14 protein-coding genes are annotated in these 18,113 nt (G+C 40.6%); 12 read left to right on the forward strand and 2 right to left on the reverse strand.

Annotated elements, in window-relative coordinates; all coding sequences use genetic code 11:
• Positions 1-107 precede the first annotated feature (107 nt).
• From ACED20_RS00230 to ACED20_RS00250, 5 genes are all read left to right on the forward strand, one after another.
• Positions 108-209, forward strand: coding sequence for a hypothetical protein (locus ACED20_RS00230; protein WP_378103310.1), 102 nt, complete (start codon positions 108-110; stop codon positions 207-209).
• A gap of 158 nt (positions 210-367) precedes the next feature.
• The gene (gene rlmN / locus ACED20_RS00235) at positions 368-1,402 is read left to right on the forward strand and encodes a 23S rRNA (adenine(2503)-C(2))-methyltransferase RlmN (RefSeq protein WP_294198954.1); all 1,035 of its coding nucleotides are present in this window, start codon (positions 368-370) and stop codon (positions 1,400-1,402) included.
• Positions 1,403-1,477: 75 nt separating this feature from the next.
• Positions 1,478-2,416: a sterol desaturase family protein gene (locus tag ACED20_RS00240; protein WP_294198970.1), complete on the forward strand. Its 939-nt coding sequence runs from the start codon at positions 1,478-1,480 to the stop codon at positions 2,414-2,416.
• A 279-nt stretch (positions 2,417-2,695) separates the two neighbouring features.
• Positions 2,696-3,568, forward strand: coding sequence for a hypothetical protein (locus tag ACED20_RS00245; protein ID WP_378103235.1), 873 nt, complete (start codon positions 2,696-2,698; stop codon positions 3,566-3,568).
• A 69-nt stretch (positions 3,569-3,637) separates the two neighbouring features.
• Complete coding sequence (locus ACED20_RS00250) at positions 3,638-4,615, forward strand: polyprenyl synthetase family protein (RefSeq protein ID WP_294198952.1); 978 nt, start codon at positions 3,638-3,640, stop codon at positions 4,613-4,615.
• 1 nt (position 4,616) lies between these two features.
• Here ACED20_RS00250 and ACED20_RS00255 read toward each other — a convergent pair whose 3' ends face one another.
• Entirely contained in the window at positions 4,617-4,910 is a 294-nt protein-coding gene (locus ACED20_RS00255; protein WP_294198951.1) for a hypothetical protein, read from the reverse strand.
• Positions 4,911-5,048: 138 nt separating this feature from the next.
• Here ACED20_RS00255 and ACED20_RS00260 point away from each other — a divergent pair, with 138 nt between their 5' ends.
• Together ACED20_RS00260 and ACED20_RS00265 are read left to right on the forward strand one after the other, a co-directional pair.
• Positions 5,049-7,481 carry a transketolase C-terminal domain-containing protein gene (locus ACED20_RS00260; protein WP_378103236.1) on the forward strand — a complete coding sequence of 811 codons (2,433 nt, stop codon included), beginning with the start codon at positions 5,049-5,051 and terminating at the stop codon, positions 7,479-7,481.
• Between the two features lie 102 nt (positions 7,482-7,583).
• Positions 7,584-8,603, forward strand: a complete 1,020-nt coding sequence (locus ACED20_RS00265; protein WP_295211925.1) for a PD-(D/E)XK nuclease family protein — start codon at positions 7,584-7,586, stop codon at positions 8,601-8,603.
• Between the two features lie 7 nt (positions 8,604-8,610).
• Here the strand turns inward: ACED20_RS00265 and ACED20_RS00270 are convergent, their stop codons facing one another.
• Positions 8,611-9,000 (reverse strand): helix-turn-helix domain-containing protein, encoded by a 390-nt coding sequence (locus ACED20_RS00270; protein ID WP_295211927.1) that lies wholly within the window; start codon positions 8,998-9,000, stop codon positions 8,611-8,613.
• A gap of 407 nt (positions 9,001-9,407) precedes the next feature.
• On the opposite strand from ACED20_RS00270, the gene ACED20_RS00275 reads away from it, so the two are divergent.
• The 5 genes from ACED20_RS00275 to ACED20_RS00295 all read left to right on the forward strand — a co-directional run bounded on the left by ACED20_RS00275 (position 9,408) and on the right by ACED20_RS00295 (position 17,443).
• A complete protein-coding gene (locus ACED20_RS00275) occupies positions 9,408-10,469 on the forward strand; it encodes an NADH:flavin oxidoreductase (RefSeq protein ID WP_378103237.1) in 1,062 nt (353 codons plus the stop codon).
• 673 nt (positions 10,470-11,142) lie between these two features.
• Positions 11,143-14,118 (forward strand): sensor histidine kinase, encoded by a 2,976-nt coding sequence (locus ACED20_RS00280; RefSeq protein WP_378103238.1) that lies wholly within the window; start codon positions 11,143-11,145, stop codon positions 14,116-14,118.
• Positions 14,115-14,726 carry a response regulator gene (locus tag ACED20_RS00285; RefSeq protein WP_378103239.1) on the forward strand — a complete coding sequence of 204 codons (612 nt, stop codon included), beginning with the start codon at positions 14,115-14,117 and terminating at the stop codon, positions 14,724-14,726. The genes ACED20_RS00280 and ACED20_RS00285 overlap by 4 nt, the downstream gene beginning before the upstream one ends.
• Before the next feature lie 842 nt (positions 14,727-15,568).
• Complete coding sequence (locus tag ACED20_RS00290) at positions 15,569-16,330, forward strand: hypothetical protein (RefSeq protein WP_378103240.1); 762 nt, start codon at positions 15,569-15,571, stop codon at positions 16,328-16,330.
• Between the two features lie 354 nt (positions 16,331-16,684).
• On the forward strand, positions 16,685-17,443 hold the full coding sequence (locus tag ACED20_RS00295; protein WP_378103241.1) for a hypothetical protein: 759 nt from the start codon (positions 16,685-16,687) through the stop codon (positions 17,441-17,443).
• The last annotated feature ends 670 nt before the right edge of the window (positions 17,444-18,113 follow it).

Here is an 18,113-nt window from a genome sequence, read left to right on the forward strand (position 1 = left end):
CAAGAACTTTTTTGTTTGGAGTGAATTGTCTTAAGTTTTTAAGAATACTGCCAAATGATCCTGAAAGTAAATTAATTAGGTTTTAACTTGGAAAATCAGCCACTTCGATAGGGGCAAATTATGAAGAATCACAAGCAGGATCTTCGAAAGCTAATTTTAAAAATAAGGTGAAAATTGCCTTAAGAGAATCTCGGGAAAGCAATTTCTGACTTCGGATTTTAAAAAATTTAGACAGTTATAATTCAGAAGAATTTCAATTATTGTTAAATGAAAGCGCTGAATTAAAAAATATTTTAGCAGCAATAGTTAACAACACAAAGTTGTAAAACTTTTGAATTTTTACTTTTAACTTGGCTCTTACCTATATATGAAAGATATCCGGACTTTATCACTTGACCAGCTTAAAGAATACTTTGCTTCTTTGGGAGAAAAACCGTTCCGCGCGAAGCAGGTATACGACTGGCTGTGGAGTAAAAATCTTCATTCGATTGATGAAATGACGAATCTTTCGAAAACCCTTCGGGAAAGAATTGCCGAAGAATATACCATTAATCCGGTTTCGGTGGACCAGCTCCAGAAGAGTACGGACGGAACCATTAAAAATGGGGTAAAACTGCATGACGGTTTGTTAGTGGAATCCGTTCTTATTCCTACAGAAACCAGAACAACAGCCTGTGTTTCGTCTCAGGTAGGATGTTCCCTGAATTGCGAATTCTGCGCGACGGCAAGGCTCAAGAGAATGAGAAATCTTGAAGTAGCCGAAATTGTGGACCAGGTGGCCCTGATCGACAGCCAAAGCAAAATGTATTTCGACAGGCCGCTTTCCAACATCGTTTTTATGGGGATGGGCGAGCCGATGATGAACTACAAAAATGTAGTGGAAGCCATCCGTAAGATTACCCAGCCGGAAGGTTTGGGCATGTCACCAAGGAGAATTACCGTTTCCACTTCGGGAATTCCTAAAATGATAAAGATGCTGGCCGATGAAGAACTGAAGGTGAAATTGGCATTGTCGCTGCACTCGGCTATTGAATCCAAGCGTAACGAGATCATGCCGTTTTCCGATAAGTTCCCATTAACGGAAATTATGGAATCCCTTCAGTATTGGTATAAAAAAACAGGCTCGGTTATTACTTTTGAATACTGTGTATGGAAAGGCATCAATGACGGTGATGAAGACATCAAAGCTTTAATTAAATACTGCAGGCAGGTTCCTTCCAAAGTGAACCTCATCCAGTATAATCCGATTGGCGATGGAAAATATGATCAATGCAACAAGCAGGCGGAAGAAAATTATATCCGTCAGCTTGAAAATGCCGGAATCGTCTGTGTGGTAAGAAAAAGCCGCGGAGGCGATATCGATGCAGCCTGCGGCCAGCTGGCCAATAAAACAACGGATTAAATTTTTATTAAAAAAATTAAAAATTTTTCTTAACAAATTCTCAAAACCTTAAATTTGCAGGACAAATTTGAAGTGATGGTGGATTACTTTTTAGGTGAAGACGGATTAGAAAGTGTATATGCTTGGTCTATCCCGATCCTCGCTGCGATTATCTTGGCAGAAATGATTTACAGTCATATCTCTGAAGCCAAGCTGTATAACGGAAAAGACGTTGCAACAAGTATTTTTCTGGCGGTGCTCAATTTCGGGCTTGATCTTGTGATGAAGGCTTTTGCCATGGCAGTGATGTTTTTCTTTTACAACCACAGGCTTTTTACGTGGGACTTTACCCTCTGGTACTGGCTGCTGTGTTTCGTCGTAACCGATTTTGCCTATTTTGTACTGCATTATGTGGATCATCATTCCAGAGCCTTCTGGGCCGTTCATATTACCCATCACAATTCTGAATATTTTAACCTGACGACCGGCTTCAGAAGCCCGGTGCTCCAGCCTTTATACCGGTATCTCTACTTTTCACCGTTGGCTTTTTTAGGCTTTGATCCGTGGCATATCATGGTGGTATACGCCATCGGTCAGGTATACGGAACCTGGGTGCATACGCAGACCGTAAAAAGCATGGGCATCCTGGAATACATCCTGGTTACTCCTTCACATCATCGGGTACATCATGCCTGCAACATTAAATACCTGGACCGGAATATGGGAATGTGCCTGATCATCTGGGATAAAATGTTTGGAACTTTCGAAAAGGAAGACCCGAATGTTCCTGTAAAATATGGAATCTATCCTAAAATGCCGGACAACAAACCGGACACCGTTCTCTTCTACGAATGGCGGAAAATCTGGAAAGACATCAAACAGCCGGGACTGAAACTTTCAGACCGTATTAATTATATTTTCAATTCGCCGGGATGGAGGCATGACGGAACCGGGAAAACCGTAAGGCAGTACCAAAAGGATTACCTCGAAAGAAAAAACAAACAGAAGGAAGGAAAGCAAAAGAAATCGGCTTAAATAGGTTCAGGCTAATGACAGCGTAACGTCATCCTAAGGCTCCCAATGGATTTCGCAAAGCTTTAGTAAGGGCTGTGAGTTCCTCAGTCAAAAGGTTTGATTTTCATTGAGACCACAAAGGATAACATCAGGTCTGCAAAAATTTTCATACACGGTCTGTTATTCCTTAATGCTTTAACATACCGTTTAAGATCCAATAAATTTAATCTCATCGGATCATAGGTAGGAACAAATTTTGGTCATTATCTTCCCGTTTATATTTAAATAATACTTTATCCGATGAAAAAAACACTCGTGATCATTGCCTTGGCTATTTCCACTTTATCATTTTCCCAGCAATCCACACTGCTGAAAATCAGGAAATACAGAGTCGGCTATCTGGATAACCGGATTAAAGAAAGTTCGGGGTTGAGCCTTATCAACGGAAAACTATATACTTTCAACGACAGCGGCAATACGCCGGAGCTTTTTGAACTGGACAAAAAAACGGGCAAGATCATCAGTACTCTGAAAATTAACGGTAAAAATAAAGACTGGGAAGCTTTGGCAAACGATGGAACTCATTTCTATATCGGCGACTTCGGCAATAACGGCGGAACCCGGAAAGACCTGGAGATCTACAAAGTGCCCATGGAAGCTTCCTCAAAAGATTCGCTTCTGCTGATTTCGTTTGAATATCCCGAACAGCAGGAATTCGTCCCGAAATATTCCGAAACCGATTTCGATGCGGAAGCCATGGCGTACTTGGATGGGAAGATCCATCTTTTTACCAAAGAATGGGGCGCCAAATCAACAACCCATTATCTTATTGATCCGGAAATATCCGGAAAGCAGAGAGCCCGGAAAACGGAAACTTACAAAACCGGCTTTATGGTGACAGATGCTTCCTATTTCGATAAAAAACTCTATCTGGTCGGCTATACCAAAAAGACCGAGGTATTTCTGGAGGTTTTTAACGAAACAGAAGCCGGGATGTTTTTTAAAGAAAATCCTAAGAGATACTATCTCGGAAGTGCCTTGGCGATCGGGCAGATTGAAGGCATAGCAGTGGATGATAGCGGGATATATATTTCCGGGGAAAAATTCAATTCTCCGGTAGGCGGCGGAAAACAGAGCCTCTATTTTATCCCGAAAGATAAACTCGGGAATTAAATTCCCTTGAATTTGCCTGAAAAAAATTATCTTTGTGGGAATTAATAATTTATCCATCATTCAAAGACTGTGGCCAACACTGTAGAAGAAATCAAGCGACCGATCAATGAGGAAATGAAACTTTTCGAGCAGAAGTTTTATGAATCCATGCAGAGCAAAGTGCCTTTATTGGATAAGGTCACCCGTTTTATCGTTACGACAAAGGGGAAGCAGATGCGTCCGATGTTTGTCTTTCTCTGTGCAAAGCTTGTAGGGATAGTCAATGAAAAAACCTATCGCGGTGCTTCCATGATCGAGCTGATTCATACGGCGACGCTGGTCCATGATGATGTGGTGGATGAAAGCTTCAAACGCCGTAATTTCTTTTCTATCAATGCGCTTTGGAAGAACAAAATTGCCGTTTTGGTAGGGGATTACCTTCTGTCGAAATCGGTGCTGCTGTCTACGGATCATAAAGATTACGATCTGCTGGGTGTGATTTCCAGGACCATCCGCGAAATGTCGGAAGGGGAGCTTCTTCAGCTGGAAAAAGCAAGGAAGCTGGATATTACGGAAGATGTATATTATGAAATCATCCGGCAGAAAACAGCTACTCTCATCGCTGCATGCTGTGAAATCGGCGTGTTGTCGAACAATGCGGACGAACAGCTGGCCAAAAAAATGATGGACTTCGGAACCTATACGGGGATGGCCTTTCAGATCAAAGACGACCTCTTCGACTATCTTACCTCCAACGTGATCGGTAAGCCGGTGGGAATAGATATAAAGGAGCAGAAAATGACCCTTCCGCTGATTCATACCTTAAAAAATGCGGAAGAAAAGGACCGGAAGTATTATTTTAATACCATCAGACGCTACAACAACGACCAGAAGCGGGTGAAGGAACTGATTAGTTTTGTTAAAAGTTCCGGCGGCCTCGATTATGCCATTACGGTAATGAAAAATTTCCAGCAGAAAGCAAAAGATATTCTGAATGAATTTCCGGATTCCGAAGCAAAAAGGTCGCTGCACATTATGCTCGATTATGTGATTGAAAGGAAATTCTAGTTTAAATTATTTTCAGGGTTACGATAATAACGGCTGCAACTATGCAAAATAAAGCGATTAAAAATAAATAATCCGCAATGGTTTCAAACCTGCCCGCACGTTTTTCATGGGCGGTGCGGATGGCCAGAAAAGAAAAGAAGCAGCTTAAGGCAAAAAACGTGCACGCCAATCCTGCAAATTCGTCCAAATGCGTGCTGCGGCTGATTCTCGAGATCTTTAATGAAGTAATAATCACCAGCGAAAATCCCAGAAGATTGCTTGAAGCATTAAGAATATGGGTCGACTTTTTCTCCATTACCTACAAATTTATCCCAAGATAGACACATTTTTTTTTATTATCAAATTTTTAAAAAAGATTATTAAAAATTAAAATTAATTTAAAAAGTGTATATTAGCAAAATACTTCAACATTAAAAATATTTAATATTTGGCTATGCAGACTACCTATATTGAAACGCAGCAAATTTCCTTTCAGGACTTTAAAAATCAGATACTTGAAGATTATAAATTAGGCAGGATTTCTCGTGAAATGTCCTATTTGGGGAGACGGGAAGTGCTTACAGGAAAAGCTAAATTCGGTATTTTTGGGGATGGTAAGGAGCTTCCCCAGCTGGCAATGGCAAAGGTTTTCAGAAACGGGGATTTCCGTTCCGGATATTACAGGGACCAGACTTTTGCGTTGTCTGTAGATGCACTTACGGTGGAAAGTTTCTTCGCACAGCTGTACGCCGATACCAATGTAGAAAGAGAACCCGCTTCTGCCGGAAGACAGATGAACGGCCATTTTGCCACAAGAAGTTTAAATGAAGACGGAAGCTGGAAAGATTTAACGGCCCAGAAAAACATTTCATCGGATATTTCTCCTACTGCGGGACAGATGCCGAGATTATTGGGACTGGCCCAGGCTTCCAAAGTATATAAATCCGTAAAATTTGAGGGCTCGGAGAAGTTTTCGAAAGACGGTAACGAGATCGCTTTCGGAACCATCGGTGATGCTTCTACGGCGGAAGGCCATTTCTGGGAAACCTTAAACGCGGCCTGTGCCCTTCAGGTTCCGATGATCGTATCGATCTGGGACGACGGGTACGGAATTTCGGTTCCGACGATGAAACAGCGGGCAAAGGCGGATATTGCCGAAATGCTGAGCGGTTTCCAGAGAAAAGAAGGTGAATTTCAGGGCTGTGAGATCATCCAGGTAAAAGCATGGGATTATCCGGCATTGCTGGATGCTTACGCGCGCGCGGAACAGTTTGCCCGGGTGGAAAGCATTCCGGTAGTGGTGCATGTGGTGGAAGTAACACAGCCGCAGGGACACTCGACATCGGGTTCCCACGAAAGATATAAAAATGAAGAACGTCTGGCCTGGGAATCCCAATTTGACGGTTTGGTGAAATTCAGAGAATGGATCCTGAATTATTCCATTGAGATCGACGGCAAAGAAGAGGTCCTGGCTACGGCAGAAGATCTGAGTGCCATCGACGATGAGGCGAAAAAGACGGTAAAGGCCGGCCAGAAAGCTGCCTGGGAAAACTACCAGAAAACCATTACGGATCTTAGCCAGACTGTATTGCCATTGGTGGAGAATCTGAAAGGACAGAATACTGAGATTGAAGGTTATATTGGTCAATTCAATAAGCTTGTTTCCAAGGCGAAAAAAGATGTATTCCATTTGGTAAGAAAAGCTTTGCTGGCAACCAGAGGATCAAACACTTCGGAAAGAAATCAGCTGATGCAGAAATACCACGAGATCTTTGAGGTAGAAAAGGACAATTATTCTTCTCATTTGTATTCACAGTCTCAATGGAAGGCGGAAAATGTGAAAGAAATCAAGCCGGTATACTCTGAAAATTCGGAAGATGTAGACGGAAGGGTAGTGGTACGTAATAATTTTGATAAAATTTTTGAAAAATATCCTGAAACCTTAGTCTTTGGGGAAGATGCCGGAAATATAGGTGACGTAAACCAGGGGCTTGAAGGGATGCAGGAAAAATACGGTGATGTTCGAATAGCCGATACGGGAATCCGTGAAGCGACGATCTTAGGACAGGGTATCGGGATGGCCATGAGAGGCTTGAGACCGATCGCCGAGATTCAATATCTGGATTATATCCTATATTGTTTACAGGGGATGAGTGATGACCTGGCAACCGTACAGTACAGGACAAAAGGCGGGCAGAAAGCACCGGTTATCATCAGAACAAGAGGACATAGGCTTGAAGGTGTATGGCATTCAGGCTCACCGATGGCAGGGATCTTAAATCTTTCCAAAGGAATTCTGGTTTTGGTTCCGAGGAACCTGACCAAAGCGGCCGGATTCTACAACACTATGCTTCAGAGCGACGATCCTGCAGTGATTGTTGAATGCCTGAACGGTTACCGTTTAAAAGAAAAACAACCTGACAACTTAGGGGAATTCACTGTTCCTGTCGGAAAAATCGAAGTAACAAAAGAAGGAAAAGACGTAACACTGGTAACGTACGGCTCTACCTGGAGAATCGTGATGGAAGCGGCGGAAGCTTTGGAGAAAATCGGTATTTCGGCAGAAGTGATCGACGTTCAGTCTCTGATTCCTTTCGATTTAACGCATGAAATCGCAGAAAGCGTGAAGAAAACCAACCGTTTGGTGGTAATCGACGAAGATGTGGAAGGCGGAACGTCTGCTTTCATCTTACAGCAGATCTTAGAGAAACAAAAAGCTTTCAGATACCTGGATTCCGATCCGTTAACAATTGCAGCCAACGATCACAGACCGGCCTACGCCAGCGATGGTGATTACTTCAGCAAGCCGTCTGCAGACGATATGGTAGAGAAAATCTACGCGATGTTCAATGAAACCAATCCTCAGAAATATCCGGCGATATTTTAATTGAGATTTGAAATAAAATTTGAAACCGCTTTCTTTTGGGAAGCGGTTTAAATTTTTTTAATTAAATAATCGTATTTTACATAATAATTAATAACCCCTGAAATGCAGAATGATCTATCTGAGCTTAAAGAAATATTTAATAATATTCCTGAAAATCCAAATCTAAAATCTAATAATCTTTTCTCGATCGGTACCAGAGGCTTTTATGAAAATCCTTTTACAGAGGTATTATCATATCTATTGAAAAAGAAAACAGAATATCAGCGGCGGGATGAGTTTATGAAAATACTGTTAGCTGATCTGAATGACGACGATTTCCTAAATAGTTTGATTACAGACAGCGAAGTCAATACCCAGTTTATAACTTCAAATGGAAAACGTATTGATTTAATTTTATACAATGAAAATAATATTCTGGTCTTCGAAAATAAAATTAAACATTGGATGGCCAACCCATTTGATGATTATGAAAATGACATTAATCTGAAATATCCACTACATAATAAAAAATATGTCATTTTCTCTTATAAAAAAGAGAACTGCCCTAACAATTGGAAGTATTTAAACATCCGAAGCATTTTTGACAAAATAATCAGTGCAAAATTGCATGTGTTTGATAATAAATGGGATTATTTTACGCATGACTTTTTAATGCAATTTTCAAACAGTAAATTAATAAGTATGGAACAATCTTATTGTGATTTTTATGAGAAGAATTTTTCTCAGATAATTTTTGCAAAGGCTCAACTTAAAAATTTTTTTATCAATATAGCGGAAAAGGTTAAAGAAGAAATAGAAATTAACAGATACAAGTATACTGAAAGTTGGGGAAGTTTTGAGTATGCAATACGCTTTTATCCTTTTAATGATGAGAATAATGTCACTTTAATTTTTAAGGAGGATGGTAAATTCAGCATTGCTATTTATTACTATGATAAATTTGATTTCAAAACTGAAATTGATGAATATATTGGTAATTGTGACTATAAATATCATGATGAAAATGGCATCTGCTGTTACACAAGATTTCCCGGAAAGGAATTTGCTAAACTCGAAGATGCTGTTAAAGAGATATTGGTACAATTAGAAAAACAAAAAGAATATTATTCCCATGATTTCTAACTCATGATTAAATAACAGTCTTTTGTACCCTTTTCCCTTCCAGAATCATCTTACAATCCTTCACTTTATCAGGATCATATACATGGTATTTCATTTCCCATTCTTCCAGCAGGTACAGAATTGGCAGCAGGGCCAACCCTTTTTCCGTCAGCGAATATTCCACCCTCGGCGGAAGTTCCCTGAACTCTTCCCGGATCACCAGTCCGTCATTCTGCATTTCCCGCAGCTGGTCGGTAAGGACTTTCCGGGAAATCACATTGATGCGTACGGCTAATTCTCCGAAACGAAGTTTGCGGTCTTTAATCACCAGTACGATAATCGGTTTCCATTTGCTCCCCAAAGCAGACATGGCTTTGCCTAAAGGACAGCTGTATTGCATTAATTCGTTTTTTTTCATAACGATTTATTCATAATTTGCGACTTATATGCTTTGTACGAACGTGAAGCTCATAAAAATTAATTTTTTGCATTGTCAGGCTGAGTCCAGTTTATCCTGAGCCTGACGAAGGAAAGCCCTGTTTATTGCTTAACGTCTTTTGAACACGAAGATTTCACAAAGAGCTTTTCTATCTACTAACTGTTCTAAAGTTTTACAGAGCTGAAAAGCAAACATAAATTTTTTAACTCCATGTTACAGCTCTGTCAGGCTGAGCCCGTCGAAGCCTTAGCTTTTCCATTGCCCAAGTTACCTCCGCGTTACCAACATCAGTTACCGCGAAGTTACTACTTTTTTTCTTTGTGAGATACTAATATGAACTATTATTAGTTACTTTGTGTAACAATTATAAAAATAAATATTAAAAAATGAGCACAGACGCATTGTTCAAGCCTTTTAAGTATAAGAATTTGGAACTGAAAAACAGAATCGTGATGGCCCCGATGACGAGGGCACAATCGGATAATGGAGTTCCTACGCAGCAGATTGCAGACTATTACGCCCGGAGAGCCGAAGCGGAAGTCGGACTGATTATCTCCGAAGGAACGGTCATCAACAGGCCTGCATCAAAAAACATGCAGAACATTCCGGATTTTTACGGAACCGAAGCTTTGAATGGCTGGAAAAATGTAATCGGTGCCGTTCATGAAAACGGGGGCAAAATGGGGCCTCAGATCTGGCATGTGGGAGATACCCGGAGTTCGGATGATTATCCGGAAGTTCCGATGGAGAAAGCTTCGACAATGACGCTGGAGGATATTCAGGATACCATTGCGCAGTTTGCCGCTTCAGCAAAATCTGCAAAAGACTTAGGTTTTGACGTGCTGGAAATCCATGGTGCTCACGGATACCTGATCGACCAGTTTTTCTGGGAAGTAACCAATACCAGAACCGATGAATACGGCGGGAAAACACTGAAGGAAAGAAGCCGGTTTGCGGTGGATATCGTGAAGGCCATCAGAGCCGCAGTGGGCGAAGATTTTACCATCATTATACGGCTTTCCCAGTGGAAGCAGCAGGACTATTCGGCGAAGCTGGCCCGGACACCGGAGGAGATGGAAGAGTGGCTGCTGCCGTTGAAAGAAGCAGGTGTTGATATTTTCCACTGCTCGCAGCGACGTTTCTGGGAACCTGAATTTGAAGGTTCCGACCTGAATTTTGCCGGCTGGGCGAAAAAGATCACCGGGCAGCCGACCATCACCGTAGGATCCGTAGGACTGGAAGGGGATTTCATGAGTGCTTTTGCCGGCCAGGGAACGGAAAAAACAGATTTATCCGAGCTGACCAGAAGACTGGAAAGAGGAGATTTCGACCTGGTAGCCGTAGGACGCGCGCTCCTGCAGGATCCGGAATGGGTGAAAAAAATCAAGGAAGGAAAGACCGAAGAGCTTCAGGATTTCAAAGCCGAAAGCATGGCTGTCCTGTATTAAAAGGTCAATGGTGAATTTTGCCATCGCAAGTCAATGGTCAATTGTTTTATGTAGATAAACTGACAAGCGCAGCGTATTGACCATTCACTCCTTGCAATCAATGGTTAATTGTTCACGTAAATAGCCTGATAAGCGCAGCGTATTGACCATTTACCATTCATATATTTTACCTATCAATTATTTAAACGAAACCGCTCCGGAAATTTTTCTGAAGCGGTTTTTTAATTCGGGCAACACGCATCTCCAGTGGCCGGGTTCTCTGTTTTTGGGAGGGTAATAACATTCTACCGTATCTACTGAACATTCCGGGGGATGTCCGCCGTTGACGCGTTGCAATTCTGATCTTTATTTTTTTAAATTTTCAATATATTTTTTTGTGATGATTAAAATAATACCTCCCGGCATGATGAAAAACAGTAACCGGAAAAAAAAAAATTTCATCAGACTTACCGACAGGCAGGGGAATGTTTAATCTATAATTTGCTATTATATCTCTGTCTTCTGATTTATTATATGTAATAATTAAATTATTTTGATTTTAAAAGTTGAAAAATTACATATAATTTAATAAATGGATTCATTTTTTACTCATAAATATAGATAATAACAAATTATATGCTTAATTTATATTGAGGTTGCTTATATTTGCAAAACAAAAAAACAAATTCTTTTGATGAAATTTTATTTTCTTACAGCCTTAGTTATTTCATTATTTTTAAAATCACAACATTATACTTCACAATGGTATAATGTAGACAATGGTCTTCCTCAAAATACGGTTAAAGATATCACCAAAGATGAGTATGGATTTGTATGGATATTAACCAATAATGGAGTTGTAAGATATGATGGTAACCAATTCCTTATTCCAAAGAGGAACATCAATACCGTAAATTTTTACGAATTTAAAAGTTTCGGAAAAGATATTTATTCTTTAAATTTCTTTATCAGGGAATACATCAAGATTTCAGAAAGACAGGTAAATATTCTTACTTATAAGAGCTATCTCTTAGGCCCGTATGCCCCTGAGGACGGCAGAACATATTTTTTCCTGAATCAAAACAGCGCCAATAATAAATTTTACCCTATTGCGGATTTCTTCATTATTCCACTTGGTAAGGAACGTTACTTCTTTGGAAAGAATACGATTGAATACCAAAAAGATCCTTCATCGGAGCGGATCGTGATCGGGAAAAATTTCCATTATACTATGCTTAAAAATGCATTTGTACTGGAGAATGTGGTACATATTGCGGATCCTGTCCGAAGAAAAACCATAATTCTTCGTGATGGGAAAATTTCTTACGATAACCAGCCTTCTTTTTGTAACGATCCCAAGACAAAAATATACTGGTTTCAATCTAAAAACCAGGTATTCATGATTAATCACGGGAAAATTTATCTGAGCAGCAGACTGAATAACGGCAGGCCGGTATTCCGCTTTATCGCAGATTATAAAGATATTGAAAAAGACTATATCGGATCTATGTTTTATGATGAGGAAAATCAGAAGCTTTATATCGGGAGCCTCCTCAAAGGACTTAATATCCTCAGTCTGTCAAATTTTTATATTTCTCAAAAGAAGGTACCTTTTACCGATGAGATATGCTATGCTGCCCTGCCGTTGAGTCGCCATTCGATAATTGCCCAGGATGGCACCGAATACTTCAGGGATTCGGTAAAAAAAAGATATCAGGTAGAGTTATTCTCCGACGACCGACGCCTTGCATATGATCGTTCAAAAAATGTTCTGTATGTAGATTACGGGATGATATACAGGAAATCACGGAGCACAGGCTATAAAAAAGGCGACTCCATATCGTTGGATGAGGCGATAATATCCGTCAATAAAATCAATGATCTCTTTATGGTAGGTAAAATGGGTCATGATAATACCTCGATATTAGAAATTTTTAAAGATGACCGGTTTAAAAAAGCGGAGGCCTCTGTAAAAATTCCCGAAAAAATGACTACCGTGGTTCCCTACAGCCGGGATCTTATTTTTGTGGGAACTTACGGCGGATTGTACCTGCTCTCTTTATCGCAGAAAAAGATTATTAAAAAACTTGCCGGAAACATTAATATAAAAAACGTTATACGGTCGGCAAGCGGGCACTATTGGTTAACTACATATTCTGATCAGGGCTTCTATCTTCTAAAAAACCTTGTTCCTGTGAGACTTCCGGCAGACAGGGAACAGGCCATTTCCGGAGCCCATACTTTTCTGGAAGATAAAAACGGCTTTTTCTGGATCTCTACCAACAACGGCTTATTCAGAGTCCGTGAAAAAACACTACTCAATTATGCAGACAACAAAATCAATCCGGTCTATTATTACCGCTACACCAAGCTGAACGGTCTGCTGAACAATGAGTTCAACACGGCTTATCCGGGAGGCAACATCCTGGAAGACGGCGATTTCGTCTTTCCGTCCATGGAAGGTTTTGTCTTCTTCAGGCCACAGGAAGTAAAAAGGATTTATCCTAAAAAAAATACGCTCTTTGTAGAAAGGGCATACAGCAGTAAGGAAAATTTTGCTTTCAAGAACAAATTAAAGATAAAAAGTAACTTTAAATTATTGAATATCTTTCTTGATATTCCGTACTTTTCAGATATTGAAAACATCCACCTGCAGGCCAGGCTTAAAGGAGGCAACCACGATCAATGGAAAGATATCGGTAATAACCGGATGTATGTAATGGATGAAGACAGCCCCGGAGATTACAGCCTGGAGATCAGATACCTCACTTCCGAAAATACCTTTGCTTACAAAATCCTTCCGATAGAAATCGTCCCTTTTTTTTACCAGACATTCTGGTTCAGGCTGCTGGTCGGTTTTATCTTATTATGCATCATTATGGTGATCATACGGGTGAGAACCAGTTTTCTTCAGGGAAAAAATAGAAACCTGAAGGAGAATCTAGACATAAAGGATAAAGTGCTTGAAGCCACCAGAGATATGCTCAAGAATGAGTCGGAACAAAAAGCGAAGATCATCCAGAGCATCAGCCATGATATCACAACACCCCTGAGCTACATGTCTTACCTTACGCAGCAGCTCAACGATACCGAAAATCCCGACAAGCAGAAAGAGCTCTTCGAAATGTTGCACAAAACCTCTGAGCAACTCTTTACGTTTACCTCCGGGCTCAAAGAATATACAAAGCTGTTTCATTCGGAAGCTGTTTTTGAGAAGGAGGAATATGAATTGTGCAGCCTTATCGATACCAAGGCAAAACTTTTTGAGGAAATCGCCCTGAAAAGAGATACGGTAATTGTAAATCTCTGCGATGCTGATTTTAAAACCCGTGTGAATAAAACGGTGTTCGCTGTCATCCTGCACAACCTGATCGATAATGCCGTGAAGCATACCATTGGCGGAAAAATTACCATTAGTGCAGAAAAATTCACAGATATGACTATATTCGAGGTAACCGATACCGGACACGGAATGTCTGATGAACAGATCCTGTACTACAACAGGATGTTTGAGAATGGTGAGGAGGAACTGCTCCCTTTTAAAAATGAAAAGCTCGGGTTACCTATGGTCATTAGACTATTAAGGAAGATAGGGGCGGAGATCAGGTTTCAGAAAAACAATCCGACCGGAACACGGGTAACTATAATTAGGGAAACATTAAGCTTATGAAAAGAATACTGATTGCAGATGATCATTTTGTGGTGGCCTATGCCATATCTCTTATGCTCAAAGAACATTTCGAAAAAGTGACGATAGACTGCGTGGAAAATTATGAGGATACCGAAAATAGACTCCGGCAGGAAAAATATGATCTTATGATCCTGGACATTGAGATGCCCGGCAGTATCTATACCGCTATGATCGGTGAGCTGAAGGCCATACAGGAAGACCTGCTGATTCTGATCTTCACCGCACATGAAGACGATGCGGCGATACAGTATATCAGACAGGGTGCCGACGGCTACCTGAATAAAAAATGCGGTCAAGAGAAAATTGTTAGGGCAATAGACTGCATTCTGAAAGACGGATATTATTATCCCTTTAAAGTTATCAGCGAAGCCATTCAAGCGGCGAATCCAAAAAAGGCGGTCCATGATCTCTCGGAGAGGGAGTTCCAGATCTTCGAGTTGCTGGCCCAGGGTGAAGGGCTGAATGATATTACCAGACTTCTTAACATCAGCCATTCTACTGTAAGTACCCATAAAAAAAGAATTTACGATAAGCTCGGTGTAAAAAACCTTATTGAGCTTTCCAAAATCTACAACGGCCTGAAGTAACAAGGCATAAATCCTAAATAGCAACCGGATTAAACGCCTGGAAGCGGTAAGTAATAAGTTTTTCCTATCGGTATCACAGCCCAAGATATAAGAATCAAATGGGATTTTTTGTCAGCCGTTAAGAAAGATTCTGTTTATAATCCTGATTTGCCCACCAGTTTTACCGGTTTAATTCATTGGGAAAAAAGGCGAGTAGTATTGGATTCACGTTAATATCATAAATCATATTCATATACCTTCGCGGTATACGTGCCAATTTCTTTTCCCCCGGAATCGTTGCCGGAAGCAAACGTTTATCTTTGCCGGAAAATAACAAAAGTAAAAAGAAAAAAATGGTAGGTTATAGAAAACGATGTTTTAACCTTTTTTATCCAAGATGGTAGAAAATTGTATGCGGTAATCAATACAGTCAGGCTTTACTCTCGCCAATCGGGTCTCCGCCTCAGTATAACTTTATTTTACAAGCCAAAAATTTCCAGTCTCTATCACCTATTTTCCAACTTATCAAAATCTGCGTAATCTGCCCGATTTGCGTGAACCTTTAACTTCCAGCATCCGGTCTGCCAAAATCTACGGAATTTGCCCAATCTGTGTAAGATCCTGATTTTCATATCTTATCATCCAGCTTTCAGCCCCTCTATCCAACTATGTAATTTTTTTTGTAGCGATTTAATGACAAAAATATCGAAAAATAGCTATACGTTTACCGGTTGCAATGTTTTGACCGCGTTGTAAATTTGCTCAAGAATCTAAACAAATTCTAAAAGACGCTCTGGATTTAACGTTCTCATAAAAAATGGTTAAATCAGAACAATTTCAGATAACTTTTAATCTACAATTTTATGAAAAAAAATGTACTCACTCCACTGGCAGTAATGATTTTATCATTCGGTGCACATGCGCAGGTTGGCGTTAATACCACAACCCCTTTGTCCACGCTTGAAGTGGCAGCAAAAAACACAACCGGTACCTCAACCAATGTAGACGGTTTCTTATTCCCGCGGGTGGACCGACAGCGGGCACAGAGCATGGCGAACGTTCCGGTTTCTACCATGATTTATGTAAATGATGCCTCCACGGGTACCGCGCAGGGAACGGCAGTAAACATAGCCAACAACGGCTTTTATTTTTTTGACGGTAACGTGTGGGTGAGGCTTTCAGAACCGGTAGCTCCGGCCAATACCTTTGTTCCTTCGGTCGTGGCGTCTGGTAAAACGACAAACTCCGTCACGCTGACAGACAGCAGCGGCTTCAATAAATTCACGTTTACAGCCAGCACCAACGATGGGAACTGGAGTACGACCAACAATACCTATACCACCTCAAAAGCAGGCTTTTACCAGCTTTCTATGCAGGCTATAGAGCAGCCCAGCACCAGTAATAACAGTTTTGGCTGGGTCATGACGTATGATAGCAATTCCTATCAGTACGCGGGAATAAGTAATATTGTAGGAGGAACCCGTCTTAATTCCGGTGGAGTAGTAGTTTTGTATCTAAATGTAAATCAGGTAATTAGGTTCGGGGCGATTCCTTGTACAGGCTGTGGTAGCACAACGTATAATGTTACCGATCGTTCTTTCAGTATAACGTATCTGGGGAACTGATTGTAAATACCCTGCATTTGTCCGGGATATAACGATCGAAGCCGTGCTGCATTAAAATTGTCAAAGCAGATCCCCCGATACAGTCCTGGGGCCAACCGATCCGGATTATCACTATGCAGACAAGCTGAATTCTATTGATATGATATTGATCTTCCGCTTTATATCAGGTAGTAGGTAGCGATACCGCTAAAGGATATTTAGTAAAAAAGCTACAGGTTGTCTGATTGAAATCTTTGATTACAATCTATATTTGCTCAGGAATACAAAACAAACTCTACAAAACACTTTGAATTTAACGTACTCATAAAACAGGGTCCGTTTAGAAAAATTTCAGATAACATTAATCTACACTTTATGAAAAAGCAATTATTTTCTTTATTGGCAATACTGTGTCTTTCTCAGGCTGTAAAAGCTCAGGTTGGCGTTAATACCGCAGCGCCTTCGTCCACACTTGAGGTGGCCGCAAAAAATACAACCGGTACCTCTACCAATGTAGATGGTTTCCTGTTTCCGCGGGTAGACCGCCAGCGGGCACAGAGCATGACGAATGTCCCGGTTTCTACCATGATCTATATAAACGATGCCTCCACGGGAACTGCACAGGGAACCGCCGTGAACATTGCCAACAACGGCTTTTATTTTTTCGACGGTAATGTCTGGGTGAGGCTTTCGGAACCGGTAGCTCCGGCCAATACCTTTGTCCCTTCGGTTGTAGCGTCTGGTAAAGCGACAAACTCCGTCACGCTAACTGATGGCAGCGGTTATAATAAATTCACTTTCACCGTTAGCACCAACGATGGGAACTGGAATACAACCAACAATACCTATACCACCTCAAAAGCGGGCTTTTACCAGCTTTCGCTACAGGCTATAGAGCAGCCCAGCACCAATAATAACGTTTTTTCCTGGCAAATGAGATTTGATAGCAATTCATATCAGTATACATCAGCAGGCAGTATTGTGGCTGGAACCCGTCTTAATTCCGGTGGGGTTGTGGTCTTGTACCTAAATGTAGGGCAGGTAATTCAGTTCGGTGCAACTCCTTGTTCAGGCTGTACCAGTTCATATAATGTTACCGATCGTTCGTTCACTGTGGTGTATCTGGGGAACTGATCCCCAATTTATCAGGATCATTACAGGGTGAAAACGCCCATAATAATTATTCAATTTCATAGGATTTTAGCAGCCAGCCGGCAACTCCCTCCCCGATCAGGCTGGCAGCAAAACAAATCCCCCATTAGATTCTAAAAACACACAATATGCATTGCTATTAAGATATTTTTTTTAAACAGCTTATGAGTATAGATGCATGGGAACCAGGACTGTTATTAATAGGCCTGGTTTTTTTATTGAAAAATCTTTGATTTTTTTTAAGCTTTTGTGTGCTTTATTCGGCCTCAGGCATTTAGCTTTATTTTATAGCATACCTGTCTTTTGTAACTTTTGTGGTTAGAAAATTTCCCACGGATTTGCGCAGATTTTCACGGATCATGTTTGATATACAAAATTCGTGGCGATACCCTAACCAAAGGTGCTTTAGCATCCGGCCCCCCTTTTCCAGCTTTTTTTACGATTTTTGCTTAAACTAAAGTCTTCTGTTTTTTTTTGTTTGAATGGCTAAAAACAAAATGAATATCATCGAATTCATGTTGTGATAGTTCCTATTTCCTATATCCGAAATGTAATTGATGTCATAAAATCGCGACAATGCCTTTGATTTTTATTACAAAATCTGTAGATAAAAAACTACATAAAAACCTATGGTAGTAAAATAAGCGTCCTG

The sequence above is a fragment of the Chryseobacterium sp. sg2396 genome (assembly GCF_042610505.1).
Lineage (GTDB): Bacteria > Bacteroidota > Bacteroidia > Flavobacteriales > Weeksellaceae > Chryseobacterium.

Coding starts and splice junctions, on each gene's coding strand:
- ACED20_RS00280 (WP_378103238.1), top strand. CDS start 11,143: ATGAAATTTTATTTTCTTACAGCCTTAGTTATTTCATTATTTTTAAAA.
- ACED20_RS00255 (WP_294198951.1), bottom strand. CDS start 4,910: ATGGAGAAAAAGTCGACCCATATTCTTAATGCTTCAAGCAATCTTCTG.
- ACED20_RS00295 (WP_378103241.1), top strand. CDS start 16,685: ATGAAAAAGCAATTATTTTCTTTATTGGCAATACTGTGTCTTTCTCAG.
- ACED20_RS00265 (WP_295211925.1), top strand. CDS start 7,584: ATGCAGAATGATCTATCTGAGCTTAAAGAAATATTTAATAATATTCCT.
- ACED20_RS00270 (WP_295211927.1), bottom strand. CDS start 9,000: ATGAAAAAAAACGAATTAATGCAATACAGCTGTCCTTTAGGCAAAGCC.
- ACED20_RS00275 (WP_378103237.1), top strand. CDS start 9,408: ATGAGCACAGACGCATTGTTCAAGCCTTTTAAGTATAAGAATTTGGAA.
- ACED20_RS00285 (WP_378103239.1), top strand. CDS start 14,115: ATGAAAAGAATACTGATTGCAGATGATCATTTTGTGGTGGCCTATGCC.
- ACED20_RS00240 (WP_294198970.1), top strand. CDS start 1,478: ATGGTGGATTACTTTTTAGGTGAAGACGGATTAGAAAGTGTATATGCT.
- rlmN (WP_294198954.1), top strand. CDS start 368: ATGAAAGATATCCGGACTTTATCACTTGACCAGCTTAAAGAATACTTT.
- ACED20_RS00260 (WP_378103236.1), top strand. CDS start 5,049: ATGCAGACTACCTATATTGAAACGCAGCAAATTTCCTTTCAGGACTTT.
- ACED20_RS00290 (WP_378103240.1), top strand. CDS start 15,569: ATGAAAAAAAATGTACTCACTCCACTGGCAGTAATGATTTTATCATTC.
- ACED20_RS00245 (WP_378103235.1), top strand. CDS start 2,696: ATGAAAAAAACACTCGTGATCATTGCCTTGGCTATTTCCACTTTATCA.